The sequence below is a fragment of the Arthrobacter sp. J156 genome (genome assembly GCF_056172865.1).
In genome coordinates, this window is sequence record NZ_CM149650.1 from 3,356,201 (window position 1) to 3,374,540 (window position 18,340).

The 18,340-nt window shown below is 69.2% G+C and carries 17 protein-coding genes, 1 tRNA gene and 3 pseudogenes; 5 read left to right on the forward strand and 16 right to left on the reverse strand.

What is annotated here, in order from left to right:
- Window positions 1-49: 49 nt before the first annotated feature.
- Both AC0QR5_RS15580 and AC0QR5_RS15585 read right to left on the reverse strand, forming a co-directional pair.
- Window positions 50-949 (reverse strand): sulfite exporter TauE/SafE family protein, encoded by a 900-nt coding sequence (locus tag AC0QR5_RS15580; RefSeq protein WP_309810075.1) that lies wholly within the window; start codon window positions 947-949, stop codon window positions 50-52.
- A 93-nt stretch (window positions 950-1,042) separates the two neighbouring features.
- The gene (locus AC0QR5_RS15585; RefSeq protein WP_329864270.1) at window positions 1,043-1,633 is read right to left on the reverse strand and encodes a rhodanese-like domain-containing protein; all 591 of its coding nucleotides are present in this window, start codon (window positions 1,631-1,633) and stop codon (window positions 1,043-1,045) included.
- Window positions 1,634-1,763: 130 nt separating this feature from the next.
- Between AC0QR5_RS15585 and AC0QR5_RS15590 the strand changes: the two genes are divergently transcribed.
- A complete protein-coding gene (locus tag AC0QR5_RS15590; protein ID WP_309810070.1) occupies window positions 1,764-2,021 on the forward strand; it encodes a metal-sensitive transcriptional regulator in 258 nt (85 codons plus the stop codon).
- A gap of 147 nt (window positions 2,022-2,168) precedes the next feature.
- Here the strand turns inward: AC0QR5_RS15590 and AC0QR5_RS15595 are convergent, their stop codons facing one another.
- From AC0QR5_RS15595 to AC0QR5_RS15635, 9 genes and pseudogenes are all read right to left on the reverse strand, one after another.
- A complete protein-coding gene (locus tag AC0QR5_RS15595) occupies window positions 2,169-3,608 on the reverse strand; it encodes an MBL fold metallo-hydrolase (RefSeq protein ID WP_329864272.1) in 1,440 nt (479 codons plus the stop codon).
- Window positions 3,609-4,498: 890 nt separating this feature from the next.
- On the reverse strand, window positions 4,499-5,752 hold the full coding sequence (locus AC0QR5_RS15600) for an IS256 family transposase (RefSeq protein ID WP_475372480.1): 1,254 nt from the start codon (window positions 5,750-5,752) through the stop codon (window positions 4,499-4,501).
- A 118-nt stretch (window positions 5,753-5,870) separates the two neighbouring features.
- Window positions 5,871-7,040, reverse strand: a pseudogene (locus tag AC0QR5_RS15605) (IS256 family transposase); the annotation flags it as partial.
- A gap of 125 nt (window positions 7,041-7,165) precedes the next feature.
- A pseudogene (locus AC0QR5_RS15610) lies at window positions 7,166-7,537 on the reverse strand (transposase); the annotation flags it as partial.
- A 66-nt stretch (window positions 7,538-7,603) separates the two neighbouring features.
- Window positions 7,604-8,362, reverse strand: a complete 759-nt coding sequence (istB, locus tag AC0QR5_RS15615; RefSeq protein ID WP_329862121.1) for an IS21-like element helper ATPase IstB — start codon at window positions 8,360-8,362, stop codon at window positions 7,604-7,606.
- Window positions 8,359-9,594, reverse strand: coding sequence for an IS21 family transposase (istA, locus tag AC0QR5_RS15620; RefSeq protein ID WP_475372481.1), 1,236 nt, complete (start codon window positions 9,592-9,594; stop codon window positions 8,359-8,361). Before istA ends, istB begins: the two co-directional genes overlap by 4 nt.
- A 52-nt stretch (window positions 9,595-9,646) precedes the next feature.
- Window positions 9,647-9,877 (reverse strand): annotated as a pseudogene (locus AC0QR5_RS15625) (DDE-type integrase/transposase/recombinase); the annotation flags it as partial.
- Window positions 9,878-10,179: 302 nt separating this feature from the next.
- Window positions 10,180-10,488: a transposase gene (locus AC0QR5_RS15630; RefSeq protein ID WP_475372482.1), complete on the reverse strand. Its 309-nt coding sequence runs from the start codon at window positions 10,486-10,488 to the stop codon at window positions 10,180-10,182.
- 601 nt (window positions 10,489-11,089) lie between these two features.
- Window positions 11,090-11,179 (reverse strand) — tRNA-Ser (locus AC0QR5_RS15635).
- Window positions 11,180-11,285: 106 nt separating this feature from the next.
- Between AC0QR5_RS15635 and AC0QR5_RS15640 the strand changes: the two genes are divergently transcribed.
- Complete coding sequence (locus AC0QR5_RS15640; protein ID WP_430633592.1) at window positions 11,286-11,474, forward strand: helix-turn-helix domain-containing protein; 189 nt, start codon at window positions 11,286-11,288, stop codon at window positions 11,472-11,474.
- On the forward strand, window positions 11,475-11,669 hold the full coding sequence (locus AC0QR5_RS15645) for a hypothetical protein (protein ID WP_329862854.1): 195 nt from the start codon (window positions 11,475-11,477) through the stop codon (window positions 11,667-11,669).
- Window positions 11,670-11,684: 15 nt separating this feature from the next.
- Here AC0QR5_RS15645 and AC0QR5_RS15650 read toward each other — a convergent pair whose 3' ends face one another.
- Window positions 11,685-12,398 (reverse strand): ATP-dependent Clp protease proteolytic subunit, encoded by a 714-nt coding sequence (locus AC0QR5_RS15650; protein ID WP_430633599.1) that lies wholly within the window; start codon window positions 12,396-12,398, stop codon window positions 11,685-11,687.
- Window positions 12,319-12,768 (reverse strand): nucleoside deaminase, encoded by a 450-nt coding sequence (locus AC0QR5_RS15655; protein WP_475372538.1) that lies wholly within the window; start codon window positions 12,766-12,768, stop codon window positions 12,319-12,321. The genes AC0QR5_RS15650 and AC0QR5_RS15655 overlap by 80 nt, the downstream gene beginning before the upstream one ends.
- A gap of 81 nt (window positions 12,769-12,849) precedes the next feature.
- Between AC0QR5_RS15655 and upp the strand changes: the two genes are divergently transcribed.
- The gene (gene upp, locus AC0QR5_RS15660) at window positions 12,850-13,488 is read left to right on the forward strand and encodes a uracil phosphoribosyltransferase (RefSeq protein WP_329862851.1); all 639 of its coding nucleotides are present in this window, start codon (window positions 12,850-12,852) and stop codon (window positions 13,486-13,488) included.
- A 235-nt stretch (window positions 13,489-13,723) separates the two neighbouring features.
- Here the strand turns inward: upp and AC0QR5_RS15665 are convergent, their stop codons facing one another.
- The 3 genes from AC0QR5_RS15665 to AC0QR5_RS15675 all read right to left on the reverse strand — a co-directional run bounded on the left by AC0QR5_RS15665 (window position 13,724) and on the right by AC0QR5_RS15675 (window position 16,894).
- Complete coding sequence (locus AC0QR5_RS15665; RefSeq protein WP_329862849.1) at window positions 13,724-14,389, reverse strand: hypothetical protein; 666 nt, start codon at window positions 14,387-14,389, stop codon at window positions 13,724-13,726.
- A gap of 172 nt (window positions 14,390-14,561) precedes the next feature.
- Entirely contained in the window at window positions 14,562-16,157 is a 1,596-nt protein-coding gene (locus tag AC0QR5_RS15670; protein ID WP_329862847.1) for a HAMP domain-containing sensor histidine kinase, read from the reverse strand.
- Window positions 16,154-16,894, reverse strand: a complete 741-nt coding sequence (locus AC0QR5_RS15675; protein WP_329862846.1) for a response regulator transcription factor — start codon at window positions 16,892-16,894, stop codon at window positions 16,154-16,156. The genes AC0QR5_RS15670 and AC0QR5_RS15675 overlap by 4 nt, the downstream gene beginning before the upstream one ends.
- Window positions 16,895-17,498: 604 nt before the next feature.
- Between AC0QR5_RS15675 and AC0QR5_RS15680 the strand changes: the two genes are divergently transcribed.
- Complete coding sequence (locus AC0QR5_RS15680) at window positions 17,499-18,314, forward strand: winged helix-turn-helix domain-containing protein (RefSeq protein WP_329862844.1); 816 nt, start codon at window positions 17,499-17,501, stop codon at window positions 18,312-18,314.
- Window positions 18,315-18,340 lie beyond the last annotated feature (26 nt).

Genomic DNA, 18,340 nt, shown 5'->3' on the forward strand with positions numbered 1-18,340 from the left:
GGGGTGTTCGGTCCCGCACCGGCAGCAGGAGCGGTTGATCCCGGAGTGGTCAGCCGATTGGGGCTGGTTGCGGGGTGTCGGTCTGTTTCCTGTTTCGGTGCATCGGGCAGGCCGGGATGGCGTAGCGGCACAGCAGGACCGCGGCCACCGCACCGGAGCCCAGGACGCCGACGATGGCGCTTGCGGGGGAGGGCAGTTCCTGGACCAGGACGAAGACGCCCATGGCCAGCACGAAGAAGCCGAAGCCCTCGCGCAGGATGTTCTCGGGGATGATCCCCGTCAGCTTGGCCCCGATCAGCGAACCGACGATCGCGGCGGCGGTCACCCCGGCCACGAGCCCCCAGTCGAGCTGGACGCTCGTGAGGTAGCCGCCCAGGCCCGCGAAGGACTTCATGGCGATGACCACCAGGGACGTCCCGACGGCGGCCGGCATGGACAGCCCGCCCAGCAGCACCAGCGCGGGCACCACCAGGAAGCCGCCCCCGGCGCCGACGAGCCCGGTGACCAGGCCGACCACCAGGCCCTCGAGGATGACCTTGACGACGGGCAGCTTCTTCGCCTCGTCCCCACCGGAGGAGGGGGCCTTCCTCCGGCCCCGGATCATGGCGGCCGCGGTGGCGACCATCATCAGGGCGAAGGCGATCATCAGCACGGTGCCGGGGATGTGGCCGCCCAGCAGCCCGCCGCCGAAGGCGCCCGCCATGCTCGCCACTCCGAAGACGAGGCCGGTACGCCACTTCACCCTCCCCCTGCGGGCATGGAAGACCACGCTGACCAGCGAGGTGGTGCCCACCACGAACAGCGAGGCGGCGATCGCCTCCTTGGCGGGAAGCCCGGCCACGTAGGTGAGGATTGGGACGGTAAGGATGGACCCCCCACCGCCCAGCAGGCCGAGGGAGACCCCGATCAGCACCGAGAGCGCGAGGGCGACGATGAGCGTGACGGTCATAGATGGTCCTTGGGAGTAGGCAGGGCGGGGCTGGGAAGAAAAGGGCCCGACGGCGGCGCGGAGGGGGGGTGCGCCGCCGCCGGGCGGTCTGGGTCAGCCCGCGGAGGGCAACTGCTGGATCGCGGACTGGGCGGTGGGCTCGGAGGCCGTCCTGTTCCAGGGCATCCTGGCCAGGACGTTGCCCATGGCGCAGGTGTTGGTGACGGCGGAGAAGCTCAGCCCGGCGCCGATGGCCCCGGCGAGCATGCTCACCTTGGGTGAGACGAGCTTCCCGCCCAGCATCCCGGCCAGCACGAGGGAGCCGGCGGCCAGGCGCACCTGGCGCTCCAGGGACCAGCGCTGGGCGCCGCGGACGACGTCCCCACCGGCGGCCTCGAAGGCGGGGACGCCGCCGGTGAGGACCGTGGCCTTCTCCAGGCCGGCGGTGTTCAGCCGGTGGCGGGCCTGCCCGGCGCGGACGCCGGACTGGCAGACCAGCACCACGTGGCGGTCCAGGCGCTGGGCGAGCTCGTCGGCGTGCTCGGACAGCAGCGGAAGCGGGACGTTGTAGGAACCCTTGATGTGCAGGCCCTCGAACTCCGCGGCGGAACGCACGTCCAGCACGATCAGGTCATCGTGGCGATCGATCCACTCGCGCAGAGCCGGGGCATCGACGTCGGTCAGGGCGGGGGTGAGGGAGGTCAAGAGGCTTCTCTTCCGTTCGTCTGAATATGACTCCATGAGTCTGCCACATACCCCCTAGGGTATGCAACACACCCCCGGGGGTATAGAATGGAGGGGACTGATATCCCCTCCACGACCCGAGGAGCACCTCATGGAACTCGACACCACCGAGCTCAAGCCGATCCTCAACAGGCTTAAGCGGGCCCAGGGTCAGTTGGCCGCGGTCACCCGTATGCTCGAGGAGGGCCGCGACTGCAAGGACGTGGTCACCCAGCTGGCCGCCGTCTCCAAGGCGCTGGACCGGGCCGGGTTCGCCATCATCGCCACCGGCCTGGAGCAGTGCCTGCGCACGGAGGACGGCTCCATGGACAAGGCGGACATGGAGAAGCTCTTCCTCTCCTTGGCCTGAGGCCTGGACTGCGGTTTCCGAGGCCCCCGGAGCATTGACCCGTCAATGCTCCGGGGGTTTTCGCGTGTCCGGGGGTATACAGAAGGGGCGCCCCTTCTGCGGACGGTCCGGTGGACCGGGCGACTCGTCAGCCGGTCGGCTGCCGGATCAGGCGCCGACCGGTTCCTGGGCGGTCCCCGAGGTCTCCGGCTGGACTCCGCTGCGGCGGGCCCACTCGGACCAGGCGCTGTAGCTGCCGTCGAGCTCGACGACGTCGTGTCCGGCCCGGCGCAGAGCGCTGGCGGCCACCGAGTTGCGCATCCCGGACTGGCAGTACGTCACGATGGTGCCCTCGCTGGGCAGCTGGTCCTGGTGCCACAGCACGCGGCCGGCGCTCAGCTGGCGCGAACCGGGGATGTGGCCCTCGGTGTGCTCGGTCTTGTTGCGCACGTCCAGGGCCAAGGCTGCGTCGAAGCCCTCGAGCTCCTCCGGCTGGATGATCCGCGGGGTGGTGGTCGGCAGGCCCTCGATCCCGGTGACGTACCCGGAGACGTGGTCGATGCCCACGCGCACCAGGTGGTCCCAGAACTGCTGGGCCTGCTCCTGGTCCTGGGCCAGCAGTACCAATGGGCGATCGTCCTTCTCGGGGTCGTAGGCCCAGCCGCCGTAGGTGGCCATCTTGCCCGGGGCGGGGATGCTGATCGACCCGGGAACGGTCCCGGCGTGGACCTCGTCCACGGGGCGGGTGTCCAAGAAGGTGACCTTGTCCTGCTCGAGGTCGCGGGCGACGTCCTCGATCGCCAGCTGCGGCAGCGGGGCACGATCGCCCATCACGGCCGGGCCGTCCCGGTTCTCGCGCTTCATGCGGCCGAAGTAGGCGTGGGCGTCCGGCTGGCCGGCCAGCAGTTCGTCGACGAAGCCCTGCTCATCGTCCTCGGTGACGTACTTGCCCCACCAGGCGTAGAGGCGCTCGTAGCCGACGGTAGAGGAGGGGATCGCACCCAGGGCCTTGCCGCAGGCCGAGCCGGCGCCGTGGGCCGGGTAGACCTGGACGTGGTCCGGCAGCGTCACGAACTTCTCCTTGAGGCTGCGGAACAGGTCCTTGGCACCGCCGAAGCGGGTGTCCACCCCGCCGACGGCCTCGTCCAGCAGGTCCGGGCGGCCGAGGTCGCCGGAGAAGACGAAGTCACCGGTCAGCATGTACCCCGGCTTGTCGCTGAAGGCGCCGTCGGTGACGAGGAAGGACAGGTGCTCGGGGGTGTGGCCGGGGGTGTGGACAGCCTGGACGGTGATGTTGCCGATCGTGATCTTGTCCCCGTCGTGCAGCAGGTTCGCCTCGAAGCCGTAGGTCCAGTCGGGGCCACCCTCACCGGAGACGTACATCTCGGCGCCGGTCTTGGCGGCGAGCTCGCGGGTGCCGGAGAGGTAGTCGGCGTGGATGTGGGTCTCGGTGACCGCCACGATGGTCATGCCGTTCTTCTCGGCCAGATCCAGGTAGGGGGCGAGGTCGCGACGGGCGTCGACCACGACGGCCGTGCCATTCTTCTGGCAGCCGATGAAGTAGCTGGCCTGGGCGAGGTCCTCGTCGTAGATCCGTTCAAGCAGCATGGAGTCTCCTTCGTTGGTTTACAGATACCCCCTCGGGTATCGGCTCTGAGTCGAGAGTAATACCTACGGGGGTATCCCGCAAGGAGACGCATGCTGGTAACTAATACCACCAGGGGTATATTCCGGAGGTTCGGCGATCGTTCGATTTGGTACGCCTCCGACCCTAGGACCTCAGGAGAAGGAGACACATCATGTGCCAGGCAGTGAAGTGCGCCAAGTGCGGTAAGACCACGTGGGCCGGTTGTGGCAACCACGTGGACCAGGTGATGAGGAACGTGCCGGTGTCCAACCGGTGCGCGTGCGACCGGAAGACCCCGCCGGGATGGCCGAGAGCGCACCAGCGGACCCCGGCACCAGTTGGCTGGGGCGCCTGTTCGGCCGCTGAGGCGGTGTGGGCGAGGAGCGGCAGGGCAAGTGACCCGCTAAGAGCACACGACCGCCCCAGTTATGCCACGTTCAAAATCCGACGGCACTGATGTCAGCAGTGCCTTCACTGATCCCCAGGGGGACGGCGACACTGTCCGTTTGGGGAACCCCAACCGGACACACCCGCTTCTAACCTGGGCACGCGCAAGCACGCCTTGCGGGGCGTCCCGAATACCCTGTCCGGTGGTCTGCCCGGTGACGGGGCGTTATGCGGCACACGCTTGGACAGGCGTGGCGGCATCCCCCAAACATGCGCCAGTACGTCAGGCTGGAGTACACCCCAACCTGACGTGGGTCTGTCAGATTAACGGTGGATCTGGCCTGGCGCATTGTCAGTTGATTCGGCCTTCGAAGGTGATAGCGAAGGCGTTGAGCGCGGGCTTCCACCTCGTGACCCACCGTGCCCGACCTCGGTCAAGTCCATTTGCGTGGTGTAACGCGGGTGCCGCGTGATTCTTGGTTGGTTAGGCGCTGAGCGTCAGGTCGGTGCCGGTGTCCTCCTTCGGGTCGGTGTCGGTGCCCGGCTGTGTGCCGACGGTGAGGGATTGCTGGATGAGGTCGAGGCCGAGGTAGCGGCGGGATTCGGTCCACTCGTCGTGCTGCTCGGCGAGGACGGCGCCGACGAGGCGGATCAGGGCGTCGCGGTCGGGGAAGATCCCGACGACATCGGTGCGGCGGCGGATCTCCCGGTTCAGGCGTTCCTGCGGGTTGTTGGACCAGACCTGGCGCCAGAGCCCCTTGGGGAACGCGGTGAACGCGAGGATGTCCTCGCGGGCGGCCTCGAGGTGGTCGGCGGTCTTCGGCAGCTTCTCGGCCAGCGCGTCCAGGACCCGGTCGAACTGGGCGTGCACGCCGGCGGCGTCGGGCTGGTCGTAGACCGAGTGAAGCAGCGTCTTGACCCACGGCCAGGACGCCTTGGGCGTGGCCGACATCAGATTCGCCGCGTAGTGCGTCCGGCAGCGCTGCCAGGCGGCGCCGGGCAGGGTCGCGCCGATCGCGGCCACGAGCCCTGCGTGGGCGTCGGAGGTCACCAGCCTCACCCCGGTGAGCCCGCGCGCGGCCAGGTCGCGGAAGAACCCGAGCCAGCCGGCTCCGTCCTCCGCGGAGGAGGCCTGGATCCCCAGGGCCTCGCGGTACCCGTCGGCGTTGACGCCGGTGGCGACCAGCGCGTGGACGTTCACGACCCGGCCGCCCTCGCGGACCTTGAGCACCAGGGCGTCGGCGGCGACGAACGCGTAGGGGCCGGCGTCCAGCGGGCGGGTGCGGAACGCCTCGACCTGCGCGTCCAGGTCCTGGGCCATGAGGGAGACCTGGGACTTCGAGAGCCGGGTGATCCCGAGGGTTTCGACGAGCTTCTCCATCCGGCGGGTGGAGACCCCGAGCAGGTAGCTGGTGGCCACGACCGTGGTCAGCGCGGCCTCGGCGCGGCGCCGGCGCTCGAGGAGCCAGTCCGGGAAGTACGAGCCGGAGCGCAGCTTCGGGACCGCGGCCTCCAGCGTGCCGGCGCGTGTGTCGAACGGGCGGGCACGGTAGCCGTTGCGGGAGTTGGTCCGCTCCTCGGACCGGGCCCCGTACTCGGCGCCGCAGACCGCGTCGGCCTCGGCGCTCATCAGCGCGTTGATGAACGTGGTCAGCATCTGACGCATCAGGTCCGGGGAGGCCTGGGCGAGCTGCTCGGACAGGAAGCGGGCAGGGTCGATAACATGGGGTGCGGTCATCGCGTGGGCTCTCTTTCGAAACGTACTTTGGTAGGTCGTTTCAAGAATCACGCGATGGCCGCCTTACGTTAGGACGCCACGCCCAGCGGGCCGGTCGTACACCACGCTAATGGGCACTACTCCGACCTCGCCCCGTCGGGTCAAGCGACCGGGTCACGAGATACAGGCATTTCAGCGCGGCAGCGTCGTTGGGGAAGTGCCCGCGGGCACGGACGGCGCGCCGGTAGCGGGCGTTGAGCGACTCGATCGCGTTCGTGGAGCAGATGATGCGGCGGATCTCGACGTCGTAGTCCAGAAACGGGATGAATTCCGCCCATGCGTTCTCCCAGAGCTGCCGGATCGCGGGATACATGGTGCACCACTTCTCGGCGAACTCCTCGAACCTGGCCCGCGCGACAGCTTCGTTGACGGCGGTATAGACCGGCTTGAGGTCGCGGGCGATCTGGTCCCAGTACTTCCGCGACGCGTATTTGAACGTGTTGCGGATCAGGTGGATGATGCATGTCTGCACCGCCGTCAGCTCCCACGTCGTGTTGATCGCGTCCGGGAGGCCTTTCAGCCCGTCGCAGACGACGATGCAGACGTCCTCGACGCCGCGGTTCTTGATCTCGGTGAGCACGCCGAGCCAGAACTTCGCGCCCTCACCACCGTCGCCGGCCCAGATCCCGAGGATGTCGCGTTCCCCGCCCGTGGTGACGCCGACGGCGACGTAGAACGGTTTGTTGCGCACCTGCCCGTCCCGCACCTTCACGACGATCGCGTCGATGAACACCACCGGGTAGACGCGGTCCAACGGACGGTTCTGCCACTCGGTCATCTCCTCGATCACCTTGTCGGTGATCTTCGAGATCGTGTCCTTCGAGACGCTGGCTCCGTAGACATCGTCGAAGTGCGCCGCGACCTCACCGGTCGTGAGCCCGCGCGCGGTCAATGACAGCACGATCTCGTCGATCCCGTCCAGCCGACGCTGCCGCTTGCGCACGATCCTCGGCTGGAACGACCCCTCACGATCCCGGGGAACGTCGATCTGCACTGCACCGACCTCGGTCATCACGGTCTTCGCCCGCGTCCCGTTACGGGCATTCTCGCCGGTGCTGGGCTGGTGCTTGTCATAACCGAGGTGCTCGGTCATCTCGACCTCGAGCGCAGTCTCCAGCACCCGCTTCGTTAGCCCGGCGAGCAGCCCGTCCGGGCCGACCAGGCTGACGCCCTTCTCCTTCGCTTCCGCGAGCAGCTGCTCCGCGATCTGCTGCTGATCGATGATCTCTCCCGTCACAGGATCAATCATCTCGATGACATCGGTCATCGCCTTTCCTTTCGGTCAGGCCAGGACCAGATACACCGTTCGTCTGACACTCCCCCATGACGCGGCCGGCACGCGGGACTGCTGCACGGTTAGGTGACAGGTTCTAGTCACGCCGCCAGTGCGACGGTCGTGTTCATGATGGTCTCGAACTCGATGGGCGTCAAACGACCCAGGCGTGCCTGACGGCGTCGCCGGTGATAGGTCCGCTCGATCCAGGTGACGATCGCGATGCGCAGCTGCTCGCGAGTGGTCCAGGAGCGGCGGTCGAGGACGTTCTTCTGGAGCAGCGCGAAGAAGCTTTCCATGGCGGCGTTGTCCCCGCTCGATCCGACTCTGCCCATGCTCCCGCCCATGCGGTGAAGGGCAAGAGCGCGCAGGAACTTCCTGCTCCGAAATTGACTGCCCCTGTCGCTGTGCACGATGCAGCCGGCGACGTCGCCGCGCATCGCGACAGCATTCTCGAGCGCCTGAACGGCCAGGTGTTAACGCCGACCGAAAATAGGGCCATTTCTGCCAACTGAAAATAGGGCCACCGGGTTGCGGTTCTATTGTGCCTGAGGTCTTGTGGTGGTTCTGTTGCGGAGCCGGTAGCTGCTGCCGGTGAGGTTGAGAACCTCCGCGTGGTGGACGATGCGGTCGATCATGGCTGAGGCGACCGTGGCGTCGCCGAAGACCTCGCCCCAACGGCTGAACGCCAGGTTCGAGGTGAGGACCAGCGAGGCGTGCTCATACCTGGACGAGACCAGTTGGAAGAACAGGTTCGCCGAGTCCTGGTCGAACGGGATGTATCCGACCTCGTCGACGATCAGCAGCTTGTAGCGGCGCAGCTTTGTCAGTTCCTGGGGCAGGCGTCCGCGTTCGTGCGCCTCGGCGAGGCGAGCGACCCAGCCGGTGGCGGTGTCGAACAGGACCCGGTGCCCGGCGCGGGCGGCCTTGATCCCGATGCCCACGGCCAAATGCGTTTTGCCGGTGCCGGGAGGACCGAGCAGGACCACGTTCTTGGCTTCCTCGAGGAAGACCCCGGTGCCGAGGTGGGCCACCAGGTTGCGGTCGGCGGCCGGCTGGTGGTCGAAGTTGAACTCCTCGATGGTCTTGGCGCCGGGGAAGCGGGCGGCACGGATCCGCAGGGCCGCCCCGGAGGCTTCGCGCTCGGCGACCTCGCGGCTGAGCACGGCGGCTAGGTACTCCTCGTGGGACCAGCCCGCTTCCCGGGCGCGGTCGCCCAGGGCACGGTAGCCGTCGGTGATGCGCGGGGCGCGTAATGCCCGGGCGTAGTACTCGATGCTCTTCGCCGGCTCGCTCACCGGCCGGCCTCCGCCAGTTCACGCGCATCGTCCGGGACGGCGAGGCCGAAGAGCCGGTCGTAGATGCCCAGATCGCGTTCCTGGACCTCGGCGTGGCGGCCGGTCCTGATGGTGCGGTGGGCGCGGCGCAGGGCGGCGGCCCTGTCGACGTGGGCCGGATCGGTAAGGATCTGGTGGCGCGCCCAACGTCGTTCGTGCTTGGCCAGCAACGTCCCGCCGGCAGTGACGGTCACCTGCTCGAGGTCCGCGGCCACGTCCACGATCCGCCCGATCGCCGACGGGTCGACGGAGTAGTCGTTGGAGAACACCCGCACGTAGTAGTCCCGCGGCAGCCGGATGCTCTTGCGCAACCCTGTCTCGGGCGCCAGCGGTGCCAGCGGGCGCATCGCCTCGCGGTCGCGCAACACGAGCTCGGCGGGCCGTCCGTGGCGGGAGCGCGAGTAGCGGGCATTGGCCCGCGGCAACCAGTCGGCCAGCTGCTCGTTGAAGTCGCCCGGGGAGGCGAAGGTCCGGCCGGGCATGAAGCCTTGGCGGAAGAACCGGTTCATCCGCTCCACCATGCCCTTGGACTCCGGGTCGTTCGGCGGCAGTTGGCGGATCGTGCAGCCCAGCACCCCGGCGAAAGACGCGGCCGGGTCCGTCAGCCGGCCCTGGCCGATGCCGCTCTCGTTGTCCCAGACCAGCCGCTCGGGGACCGCGGCCGCGTCCTGGATCAGCGACCACATCCCGCCCAACAGGTCCGGCGTGGTGCGGGTGGGGATCATCCGGGCCTGGATGAAGCCGGAGAAGGTGCTGGTCATGACCAGCACCGGCGGCTTGCCCTGTTGGCCGTGCCCGAGCGGTAGCGGCTCGTGCGGGAACCAGAGGTCGCATTGGACCGCCTTGCCCGGTTCGTGGACCAGCCGGTTCACCGGGTCCGCCGGCAGATACTCGGGCCGGATCTGGCGGACCTTGTCGCGGAACAGGGACGCCGATCCCGTCCATCCCACGCGTTCGGCCAGCACGGTGGCCGGCATCGTCGGAGTCCTGGCCAGCAGGGTCCGGACCCGGCCGGCGTAGGAGTCGAAGCTCGAACCTGCCGACGCCCGCTCGTACTTAGGCGGCCGGTCTGATTCCAGCGCCCGGTCAACCGTTCCCCGCGAAACCCCGAGCTGCGTGGCCAGCTCTCTCTTAGAGATCTTCTCCGTCGCGTACCGGTGGCGAATCTGCGCCCAAACGTCCAATGTGATCACCTTCCATGATGGTCAGGTGGCCTCATTTTCAGTTGGCGTTCTTGGCCCTATTTTCGGTCGGCGTCAACACCAGGCGGGACTTCATCCTCGAGTCGATCGAGTACCCCACGATCCGGCCTGAGCACGCGTCCTTGATGGCGCAACAGTAGAGCTTGCCTTCCGCGGTCCGGTGCTCCGTGATGTCCACGAGCCAGAGCTGGTTCGGGGCTTCGGCGGCGAACACGTGCCGGGTCCGGCCGTCCTCGTGGACGACCGCGCACAGGTCGTCGTGGACCGGCGGGCCCGGCTTCTTGCCGTTACGTCCCCGCTTCTTCCCGAACGCGGACCACCAGCCGTTTGCGGAGGCGATCCGCCACGCGGTCCGGTCAGACATCGCCTCACCCGCGTCACGGGCCTCGTCGGCGAGGAGCCGGTGCCCGAACTCGGGGTCATCCTTGTGCGCGTCGAACAGCGCGTTCGCGCGATACGCCTCCACGACCTCGCTATCGGTGATGGGGCCGGCCAGCCATCGGTAGTAGGGCTGGCGGGAGAGCTTGAGCACCCGGCACGTCACCGTCACAGGGATCCCTGTTTCGGCGGGCTCTGTCACGAGCGGGTAGAACCTTTTCCCGGCAGATTCGCCTGCGACAGATACGCCGCCGCCCGCCGGAGGACCTCGTTCTCCTGCTCGAGCAACCGGTTCCGCTTCTTCAGCTCGCGGATCTCCGCCGCCTCGGTCCGGGACTGGCCGGGCTTCGCACCTGCGTCGATGTCGGCGCGATGCAGCCACTTCTGCAACGTCATCGGGTGGACCCCGAAGTCTTTCGCGATTTGCTCGATCGTCACTCCGGGCTCACGGTTCCTCGCGACGCGCACAACGTCGTCACGGAACTCGGACGGGTAGGGCTTGGGCACAGCAACATCCTTCCAGACCCACCCCGCGGGCAAGCCAGATCAGATGTCACCTACTCGTGCAGCAGTCCCTCGCGCTGACGGGCGTGCTTCGCCAGTGGCTCGCTAGGCAGACTGGGATCGTTCGCCCGTTTGTTAGTGCCGGCCGGTTCGACGCCCGAAGTCCTGACTGCCGGTGTCTAGCCGGAGCACCATGGGGCGCCGCTATCTGGATCCGTAATGGCGCATCCCTGCTCACTTACCTACCCACACACGATTCTCGCCACAACCCCTCAACTGTTCCGCAGATTCAATGACAGCTCATGACAGCTAGTGGTATCAAAAAGCGGCCCTGGCTAGGGGCGACCGAAGCTGGTGACAGCCCGCAGTAACTCCTGATAGAGCCGTACTCTTACTCGAAAGATTCCCGGAACGGCGCTTGATCGGCGCCACCAGCGATCGGTGAAGTCTGGGGGAGCCGGTTACTCGCGGCCGTGATCGCAGCTGGAGACTTGGGAAGGGGGCCATGGTGAAGTTTTGCTAATTCTTTGCCAATAGCACCAGCCCGGACAAAGCAAAAGGCCCCGGTTCCCTTGATTTACAGGGGAACCGGGACCTTTCTCACTGGCGGTGACGGTGGGATTTGAACCCACGTTGGCTGTTACACCAAACAACATTTCGAGTGTTGCACCTTCGGCCGCTCGGACACGTCACCAGACTGGTCTACTGTACCGGAGGCGGTGGCGGCCGCCCAAACCGGGGTGCTCTGCCTGCAGCGGAACCGCGTGACTGCCCCGCGGAGACCGTGCCTACGCTGGGGCATGGAGCAGCGCAGAGCAACCCCGGAAGTGCCGGAACCCGAGCCGTTGTGGCGGGAAGTCCTCGGGCGGCGGCTGCGCCTCCTGCGTGCGTCCCGCGGCGACCGCCTGGCGGACACGGCCCGCCTGGCCGGCATCTCCCCGCAGTACCTCTCCGAGATCGAGCGCGGCCTCAAGGAGCCCTCAAGCTAGATGATCGCCGCCGTGGCGGGGGCGCTGGGAACCACCCTGCTCGACCTCACGTGGCAGGTCGCGGCCGAGCTGCGCGGAGCCCGCGTCCTCGTCCGCGCCCCCAGTGCCGCGATTCCGCCCGCGCCCGCCGCGGCGGCATCAACGAGGACGACGCCGGTGCCAGGCTCCGTTCCGGTCCTCGCCCTCGCGGCATAGCGTCCGCGCAGGGAGCTACCGGGAGCCCGCCGGCGCCGCCGGCCGCCGGTCCAGGACCTCGTCGACGATTCCGTAGTCGAGCGCCTCGGATGCCGTGAGCACCCGCTCCCGGTCCGTGTCGGCCCGCAGGGCCCGGACCGTCCGCCCCGTGTGGAGGGAGAGCAGTCGTTCGGTCTCCGCACGGATCCGCACCAGCTCGTCCGCCTGGAGGATCAGGTCGGGAATGGTTCCCCGGCCGCTCCCGGCAGGTTGGTGCAGCACCACGCGGGCGTGCGGCAGCATGGAGCGCAGGCCCGGGGCCCCTCCGGCCAGCAGGACCGCTCCGGCGTCGATCGAGGTGCCGAGGTAGACGATCCGCTCCGTGAGCAGCTGCGAGTAGACGTCCATGATCCGCTCGGGAGCCTGGCCTGTGTCCTCGGCGATGAGCCCCAGCACCGTGTCGCGCGTGTGCCGCAGGTCATCCGCCTGGACCTCGACCTCCACCGTGGAGCCGCCGATGCCGGCCGAGCCCTGGTGCATCAGGATCCGCGAGTGCGGAAGAGCCCTGCGCTTGCCCGGCGTGCCGGCCGAGAGGAGGAACTGCCCCGCGCTGCAGGCCAGTCCCAGGGCCAGCGTTGCACGAAGCCGGGCCCCGGCGTCGTCCTCCGGATCAGCGCAGGGCTCGGAAGAACTCCTGCAGAAGCCCCGCCGATTCGCCGCCGCGCACGTCCGGGAACACCTCGACCCAATGGTTCAAACGGGGCTCGCGCAGCACGTCGAAGACCGAGCCGGAGGCCCCCGCCTTCTCGTCCCACGCGCCGAAAACTACACGCGGGATCCGGGCCAAGACGATCGCCCCGGCGCACATCGGGCACGGCTCCAGCGTCACCACCAGCGTGCAGTCCGCGAGCCGCCAGCCGTCGTCGCTCCCGGCGGCCCGCAGGGCGGTCGCCGCGGCGCGGATCGCCACGATCTCGGCATGCGCCGTGGGGTCGCCGTCGGCTTCGCGGCGGTTCCGGCCCGCCCCCAGCACGGCGCCGTCCGGGGCGATCACCACGGCGCCGATCGGCACGTCGCCCGTCTCCAGCGCGAGCCGGGCCTCGCGCAGCGCGTGGCCCATCCACTCGGCGTGGCGCGCGTCATCCCGGATCACGCTCCAACCCTAGTCCAGCAGCGGGGGCGGGCTGGTAGTTTTGGGGGCATGCGCGTACAGGTAGTCGACCACCCGCTGGTGGCCCACAAGGTATCGGTCCTGCGGGACAAGAACACGTCCTCCCCGGTGTTCCGGCAGCTGACCGACGAACTGGTCACCCTGCTGGCCTACGAGGCCACGCGTGAGGTGAAGACGGTCGAGGTCGACGTGGTCACGCCGGTGGCCACGACCACGGGCACCGCATTCGCCAAGCCCACCCCGCTCGTGGTGCCGATCCTGCGCGCCGGGCTGGGCATGCTCGAGGGCATGACGCGGCTGGTCCCCACCGCCGAGGTCGGATTCCTGGGCATGGCCCGGAACGAGGAGACCCTGGACATCGTCACCTACGCCGAGCGCCTGCCCGAGGACCTCACGGGCCGCCAGGTGTTCGTCCTGGACCCGATGCTTGCGACCGGCGGGACGCTCGTGGAGGCCATCAAGTTCCTCTTCGACCGCGGCGCCGCCGACGTGACGTGCATCTGCCTGATCGCCGCGCCCGAGGGCATCGCCCGCCTCGAGGCCGAGCACGGCGGCGACGACCGGGTCCACCTGGTGCTGGCCGCGCAGGACGAGAAACTCAACGAGAAGGCCTACATCGTCCCCGGCCTCGGCGACGCCGGCGACCGCCTCTACGGCCTGGCGCACTAGCCACCCTTGGGCCCCACGGCCTGAGCGCGGCGCGAGGCGACCGCGGTGCATCGGGACCGCGGTGCCATGGGACGCTGCGGACGGAATGCCCCGGGCCGGCCGGGCCATGGCGCGGCGTGTCCGAACGGCACGCCGTCATTCGCGGCAGGCCCCGGAGGACATTCCGTCCCTGACGTCCCATTGCCCTGACGTCCCATTGCCCTGACGTCCCTTTGCTCTGACAAGACAGCACGCGTCAGGGCGTCTCGTTCTCCCGCCGGAGCGAGTCCCGCGTGATGATCCGCAGGTAGGCGTCGACCGCAGGGGCCACGGCCCGGGGGAAGGTCGTGCCGCACGCCGCGGCGAACGCGGCCCGGTCAGGGAACCGCCCATGGTCGGCGACGACGTGCCGGGCCAGGCTGTCGCGGCCGTGGGGATCGTCTCCGCGCCACGTCACGATCCCGTCGATCAACGCCTCGAACAGCGTATTGCAGCCGGTGTTGGCGAAACGACGCCCGGGCTGCGGATCGAAGACGTCCTCCGCGGCGAGCCATGCCCCGTCGCACAGGAACTCGGGCCAGGGGAGCTTCACGGTGGCTGGCAGGACCCGATGGTGCCGGGGAAAGCGCCGGTGCCAGAACGCGGCCCCGACCTCGAGCCCGTGCGTGCGCACGGCGATTCCGGCGGCCCGGGCCTCGTCCTCGACGACCGCGAGCCGCTGGCTGCACGAGCCCCGGCCCTTCTGACGCACGGCATCGGCCGGCCGCCAGTCGGCCACGCTGTAAGCAGGGGCGACGCGGTCCAGCACGTCGCGGAAGACCGAGCGGAGCAGTTCGCGTTGCGGGCCGACCGTCGCCGGCGTGTCCTGCGCGGGTGCGATCGCGAGGCCAGGGCGGCTGGCGTCGGGCGGGGTGTCCGGCATGAAGCCAGCCTACGCCGGCGGCGCAATGGGACGCCGCGGACGGAATGGACCGGGCCGGCCGGGCCAGGGCGCGGCGTGTTGAAGCGGCACGCCGCGCTGAGGAGCGGGCCGCGGAGGGCATTCCGTCCCTGACGTCCCATCCGCCGCGCGGCGTTCCCTGGTTCCCCGGCGCTCAGCCCGTGGAACGGACGCTCGGCGGTCCCGTGGGCCGCGGCGGAACGATCCGTCCCGGGTTCGCGGCGAGCGGCAGGCGTACGGTGAACTCGGTCAGCCCTGGCCGGCTCGCCACGCCGATCGATCCTCCGTGCGCCTCGACGATCGCCTTGACGATCGGCAGCCCGAGCCCCGTCGTGCCGTCGTTCCCGGAGCGGGCGCGGTCGGCGGGGGCGAAGCGTTCGAAGACCCGCGGCAGGAAGCCCGGCTCGATGCCGGCGCCGTCGTCCGCGATCCGCAGGACCGCGGAGCCGCCGTCGCCCGATCGCGCCAGCGTCGCGGTGACCTCGGTGCCGTCGGCGGTGTGCTTGCGGGCGTTGGAGAGCAGGTTGTTCAGGACGCGTCCGAGTTGCCCCTGGTCACCGTGGACCAGAACGGGTTCGGACGGCAGCTCGAGCCGCCAGCGGTGTCCGGGCGAGGTCACGCGGAAGTCGCTCACGGTCTCGGCCACGAGCAGGGTCAGGTCGACGTCGGATCGCTGGGCCTCCGTGCCCTCGTCGAGCCGGGCCAGGAGCAGCAGGTTCTCGACGAGCGATCCCATGCGCCGACTCTGCTCCACGACGCGGTCCAGGGAGCGCCGGCCGTCGTCGCTGAGGTGCTCGGTGGCGGAGACCAGCTCGGAGTAGCCCCGCACGGCGGCGAGCGGGGTGCGGAGCTCGTGGGAGGCGTCGGCGACGAAGCGGCGCATGTTCTCCTCGGAGGCCTGGCGGACCTCGAGCGCGGATTCGACGTTGTCCAGCAGGGCGTTGAGCGCGTGACCGACGTTGCCGGCCTCGGTGCCCGGCACGGCGTCGTCCGGCGCGACGCGTTGGGCGAGCCGCACGTTGCCGGCGTCGAGCGGCAGGGCCGCGACGGACGCGGCGACGGCGGAGACGCGCTCCAGGGGCCGCAGCGAGCGGCGGATGATGAGGGTTCCGGCCAGCCCCGTGGCGAGCACGCCGGCGGCCGAGACCAGCAGCATGGTCCAGCTGAGCGAAGTCAGGGTGTCGTGCGCCGCGGTGAGCGGCAGCCCGGTGATGAGCGTGCCCGCGCCGCCGTCGGGGCGGACGGCCATGAGCCGGTAGTCGCCGAAGCTGAGGGCCACGTCGACGGGTGGTTCCCCGGGGGCCACGGCCGCGATGGACTGCGCGTCCTCCTGCGTGAATCCGGAGAGGTCGCGGCGCTCGCCGGTCTCCGGGTCCAGGACGCCGCCGACCTCGAGGGTGTTGCCGACGAGCCGGAAGTTCAGCGTCCCGGAGGCCTGTCCGGGCGCGTTGAGCGGGTCGGAGAGGCCTGGACCGCCGGCCCCGTTGAACGCGGCGGCGCGGGAGGAGGCGTGCGTGAGCTGCTCGTCGAGCTGCCCGTAGAGGGTCGAGGCCATGGCGGCGTGGGTGATGAGCCCGATCACGAGGCAGACGAGTGCCAGGAGCGCGATGACGGCGGCGAGCATGCGCGAGCTCAGGCTCAGTCTGCGCCGGCTCGGGGTCGCGGGGGCGGGCTCCGCGGGGACGACGCCGGTGCCGGGGTCCGGGGGGACGTTGCGGGGGCGGGGCCCGGGTGGGGGTGCGGTGTTCACGTGGCCGGCTTGAGGACGTAGCCCGCGCCCCGGACGGTGTGGATCATGGGCTCGCGCCCGGCGTCGATCTTCTTGCGCAGGTAGGAGATGTAGAGCTCGACGATGTTGGCCTGGCCGCCGAAGTCGTATTGCCAGACGTTGTCGAGGATCTGGTTCTTGCTCATGACGCGCCGGGGGTTCTCCATGAGGTAGCGCAGCAGGTCGAACTCGGTCGCCGTCAGGGCCACCTCCTCGCCGGCGCGGCGGACCTCCCGCATGTCGGTGTTCAGGACGAGGTCGCCGACGACGAGCTCCGCGGCGTCGGCGGCGGCGACGCCGGAGCGTTCCACGATGCGGTGCAGGCGCAGCAGCACCTCCTCGAGGCTGAAGGGCTTGGTCACGTAGTCGTCGCCACCGAGGGACAGTCCCTCGATCCGGTCCTCGACGGCGTCCTTCGCGGTGAGGAACAGGGCCGGGACATGGGGGGAGAAGGAGCGCACCTTGCGCAGGACCTCGGTGCCCTCGAAGCCGGGGAGCATCCAGTCGAGGACCAGGACGTCGGGAGTGAAGGCGCGGGCCTCCTGGACGGCGGACGGCCCGTCGTGGGCGACGCGGACCTCCCAGCCGAGCATGCGGGCTCCCATGGAGACGAGTTCGGCGAGCGAGGGCTCGTCGTCCACCACGAGCGCGCGGATGGGGGAGCCATCCGGGTGGGCGAGGCGCGGCAGCTGGCTGGGCACGAAGCGGGAGTTGGTCATGGGTCCATCCTGTTCGGAGGTTGTGGGATCAACCTTTACCATGGCTGTGAGGCGGCTGTGAGCGTTGCCTCCAGCCTAGTGCGGGGCACTTGACATGGGGAGGCATCTTGTCAAGGCGTACGCGACGGGCGTTCCCGCCAGCTGCGAACATTCATGGAGGCGTGCATACTTATGCAATCAAGGCGGCAGGGGTGCCAGGATGGCCCGAGAATGGTCAGATCGGACAGGCCTTGGGTGATTCGCTGAACAGCCCGCGTCTTCTCAAGGGCTTCTTTCAGAGAACTGCCTAGTGTGAAGCGCATCACATTTGGCCAGTTTCATCTCACTATGTGGACGTCCTGCATGATTATTACTTGCGGGTTCTTTTTATTACGCGCAGACTAGTCATTGTGAACATCACCGCACCAGCAACTGCAGCCGCAGAACCCACGTGGGGCCATGGCTATGGCCGCGCGCGGAGCTGTTGCCGAATGCAGGCCTAGGACCGTCCGCACCACAGGCAGTCCGACGCCGACCAGGCATCCCGGTGGCCCCACCCGGCCCGCCGAAGAACCACCAGCATTCAGGCCGTTCACAGGCTCTCCGCACAGTTAGAGGTATCACCATGTCCGTGACTTCCGGATACGTCCACATCTCGATCCGCAACGCCCAGAACCGTGCCGCCGCCGCGCAGCGCCAGCCTGCCGGGCACAGCGGCTACGGGGCTCCGCAGGGCTTCCGCCAGCTCCACGCGGTCCCGGGGACCCAGGACGCGCACCCGACCACCGCGCCGACTCCGGTGGTCGCCCCGAACGGAACGCCCGGACCGCAGGCCGTCTCCAATGACACGGCCGCCCGTGGTTTCGTCCTCTATGTGGGCCTCGACGAGTCCACGGCCCAGGCGCAGGGGACCTCCCTCGGCAAGCTCGCGACCCAGGTCCGCGCCTTCCTGCAGACCCTCGCGCCGGACGCGCAGACCCACGCCGCCGTCGCCCTGGCCCCGGCCAACGCGACGGGCGAGAACATCGACGTCGTCCGCCAGGCGCTCGGCGATCCGACCGTCTCCCGCCGCCCGCGCGGCGAGGCCGGCGGCCGCCAGCAGCAGTCCGCGCCGCGCCCGTCCGGCGTCCTGATCGACCTCTCCCGCCGCGAGGTCCACCTCGACGGCGATTCGCTGAACCTCACCTTCAAGGAGTTCGAGCTCCTGAACTACCTCGTCGAGAACGGCTCCCGCACCGTCGGCCGCGAGGAGCTCCTGAGCAATCTGTGGCGCAACGCCGAGGAGGTCCCGAACGAGCGGACCATCGACGTGCACATCCGCCGCCTGCGCTCCAAGCTGGGCCGCCTCGCCAACACGGTCCGCACCGTCCGCGGCCAGGGCTACCGCTTCTACGAGCACCCCGAGGTCGTCGTGTGGGCTGCCCCGGAGTACAGCATCTAGGAACGTTCCTCCTGAACGACGGCGGC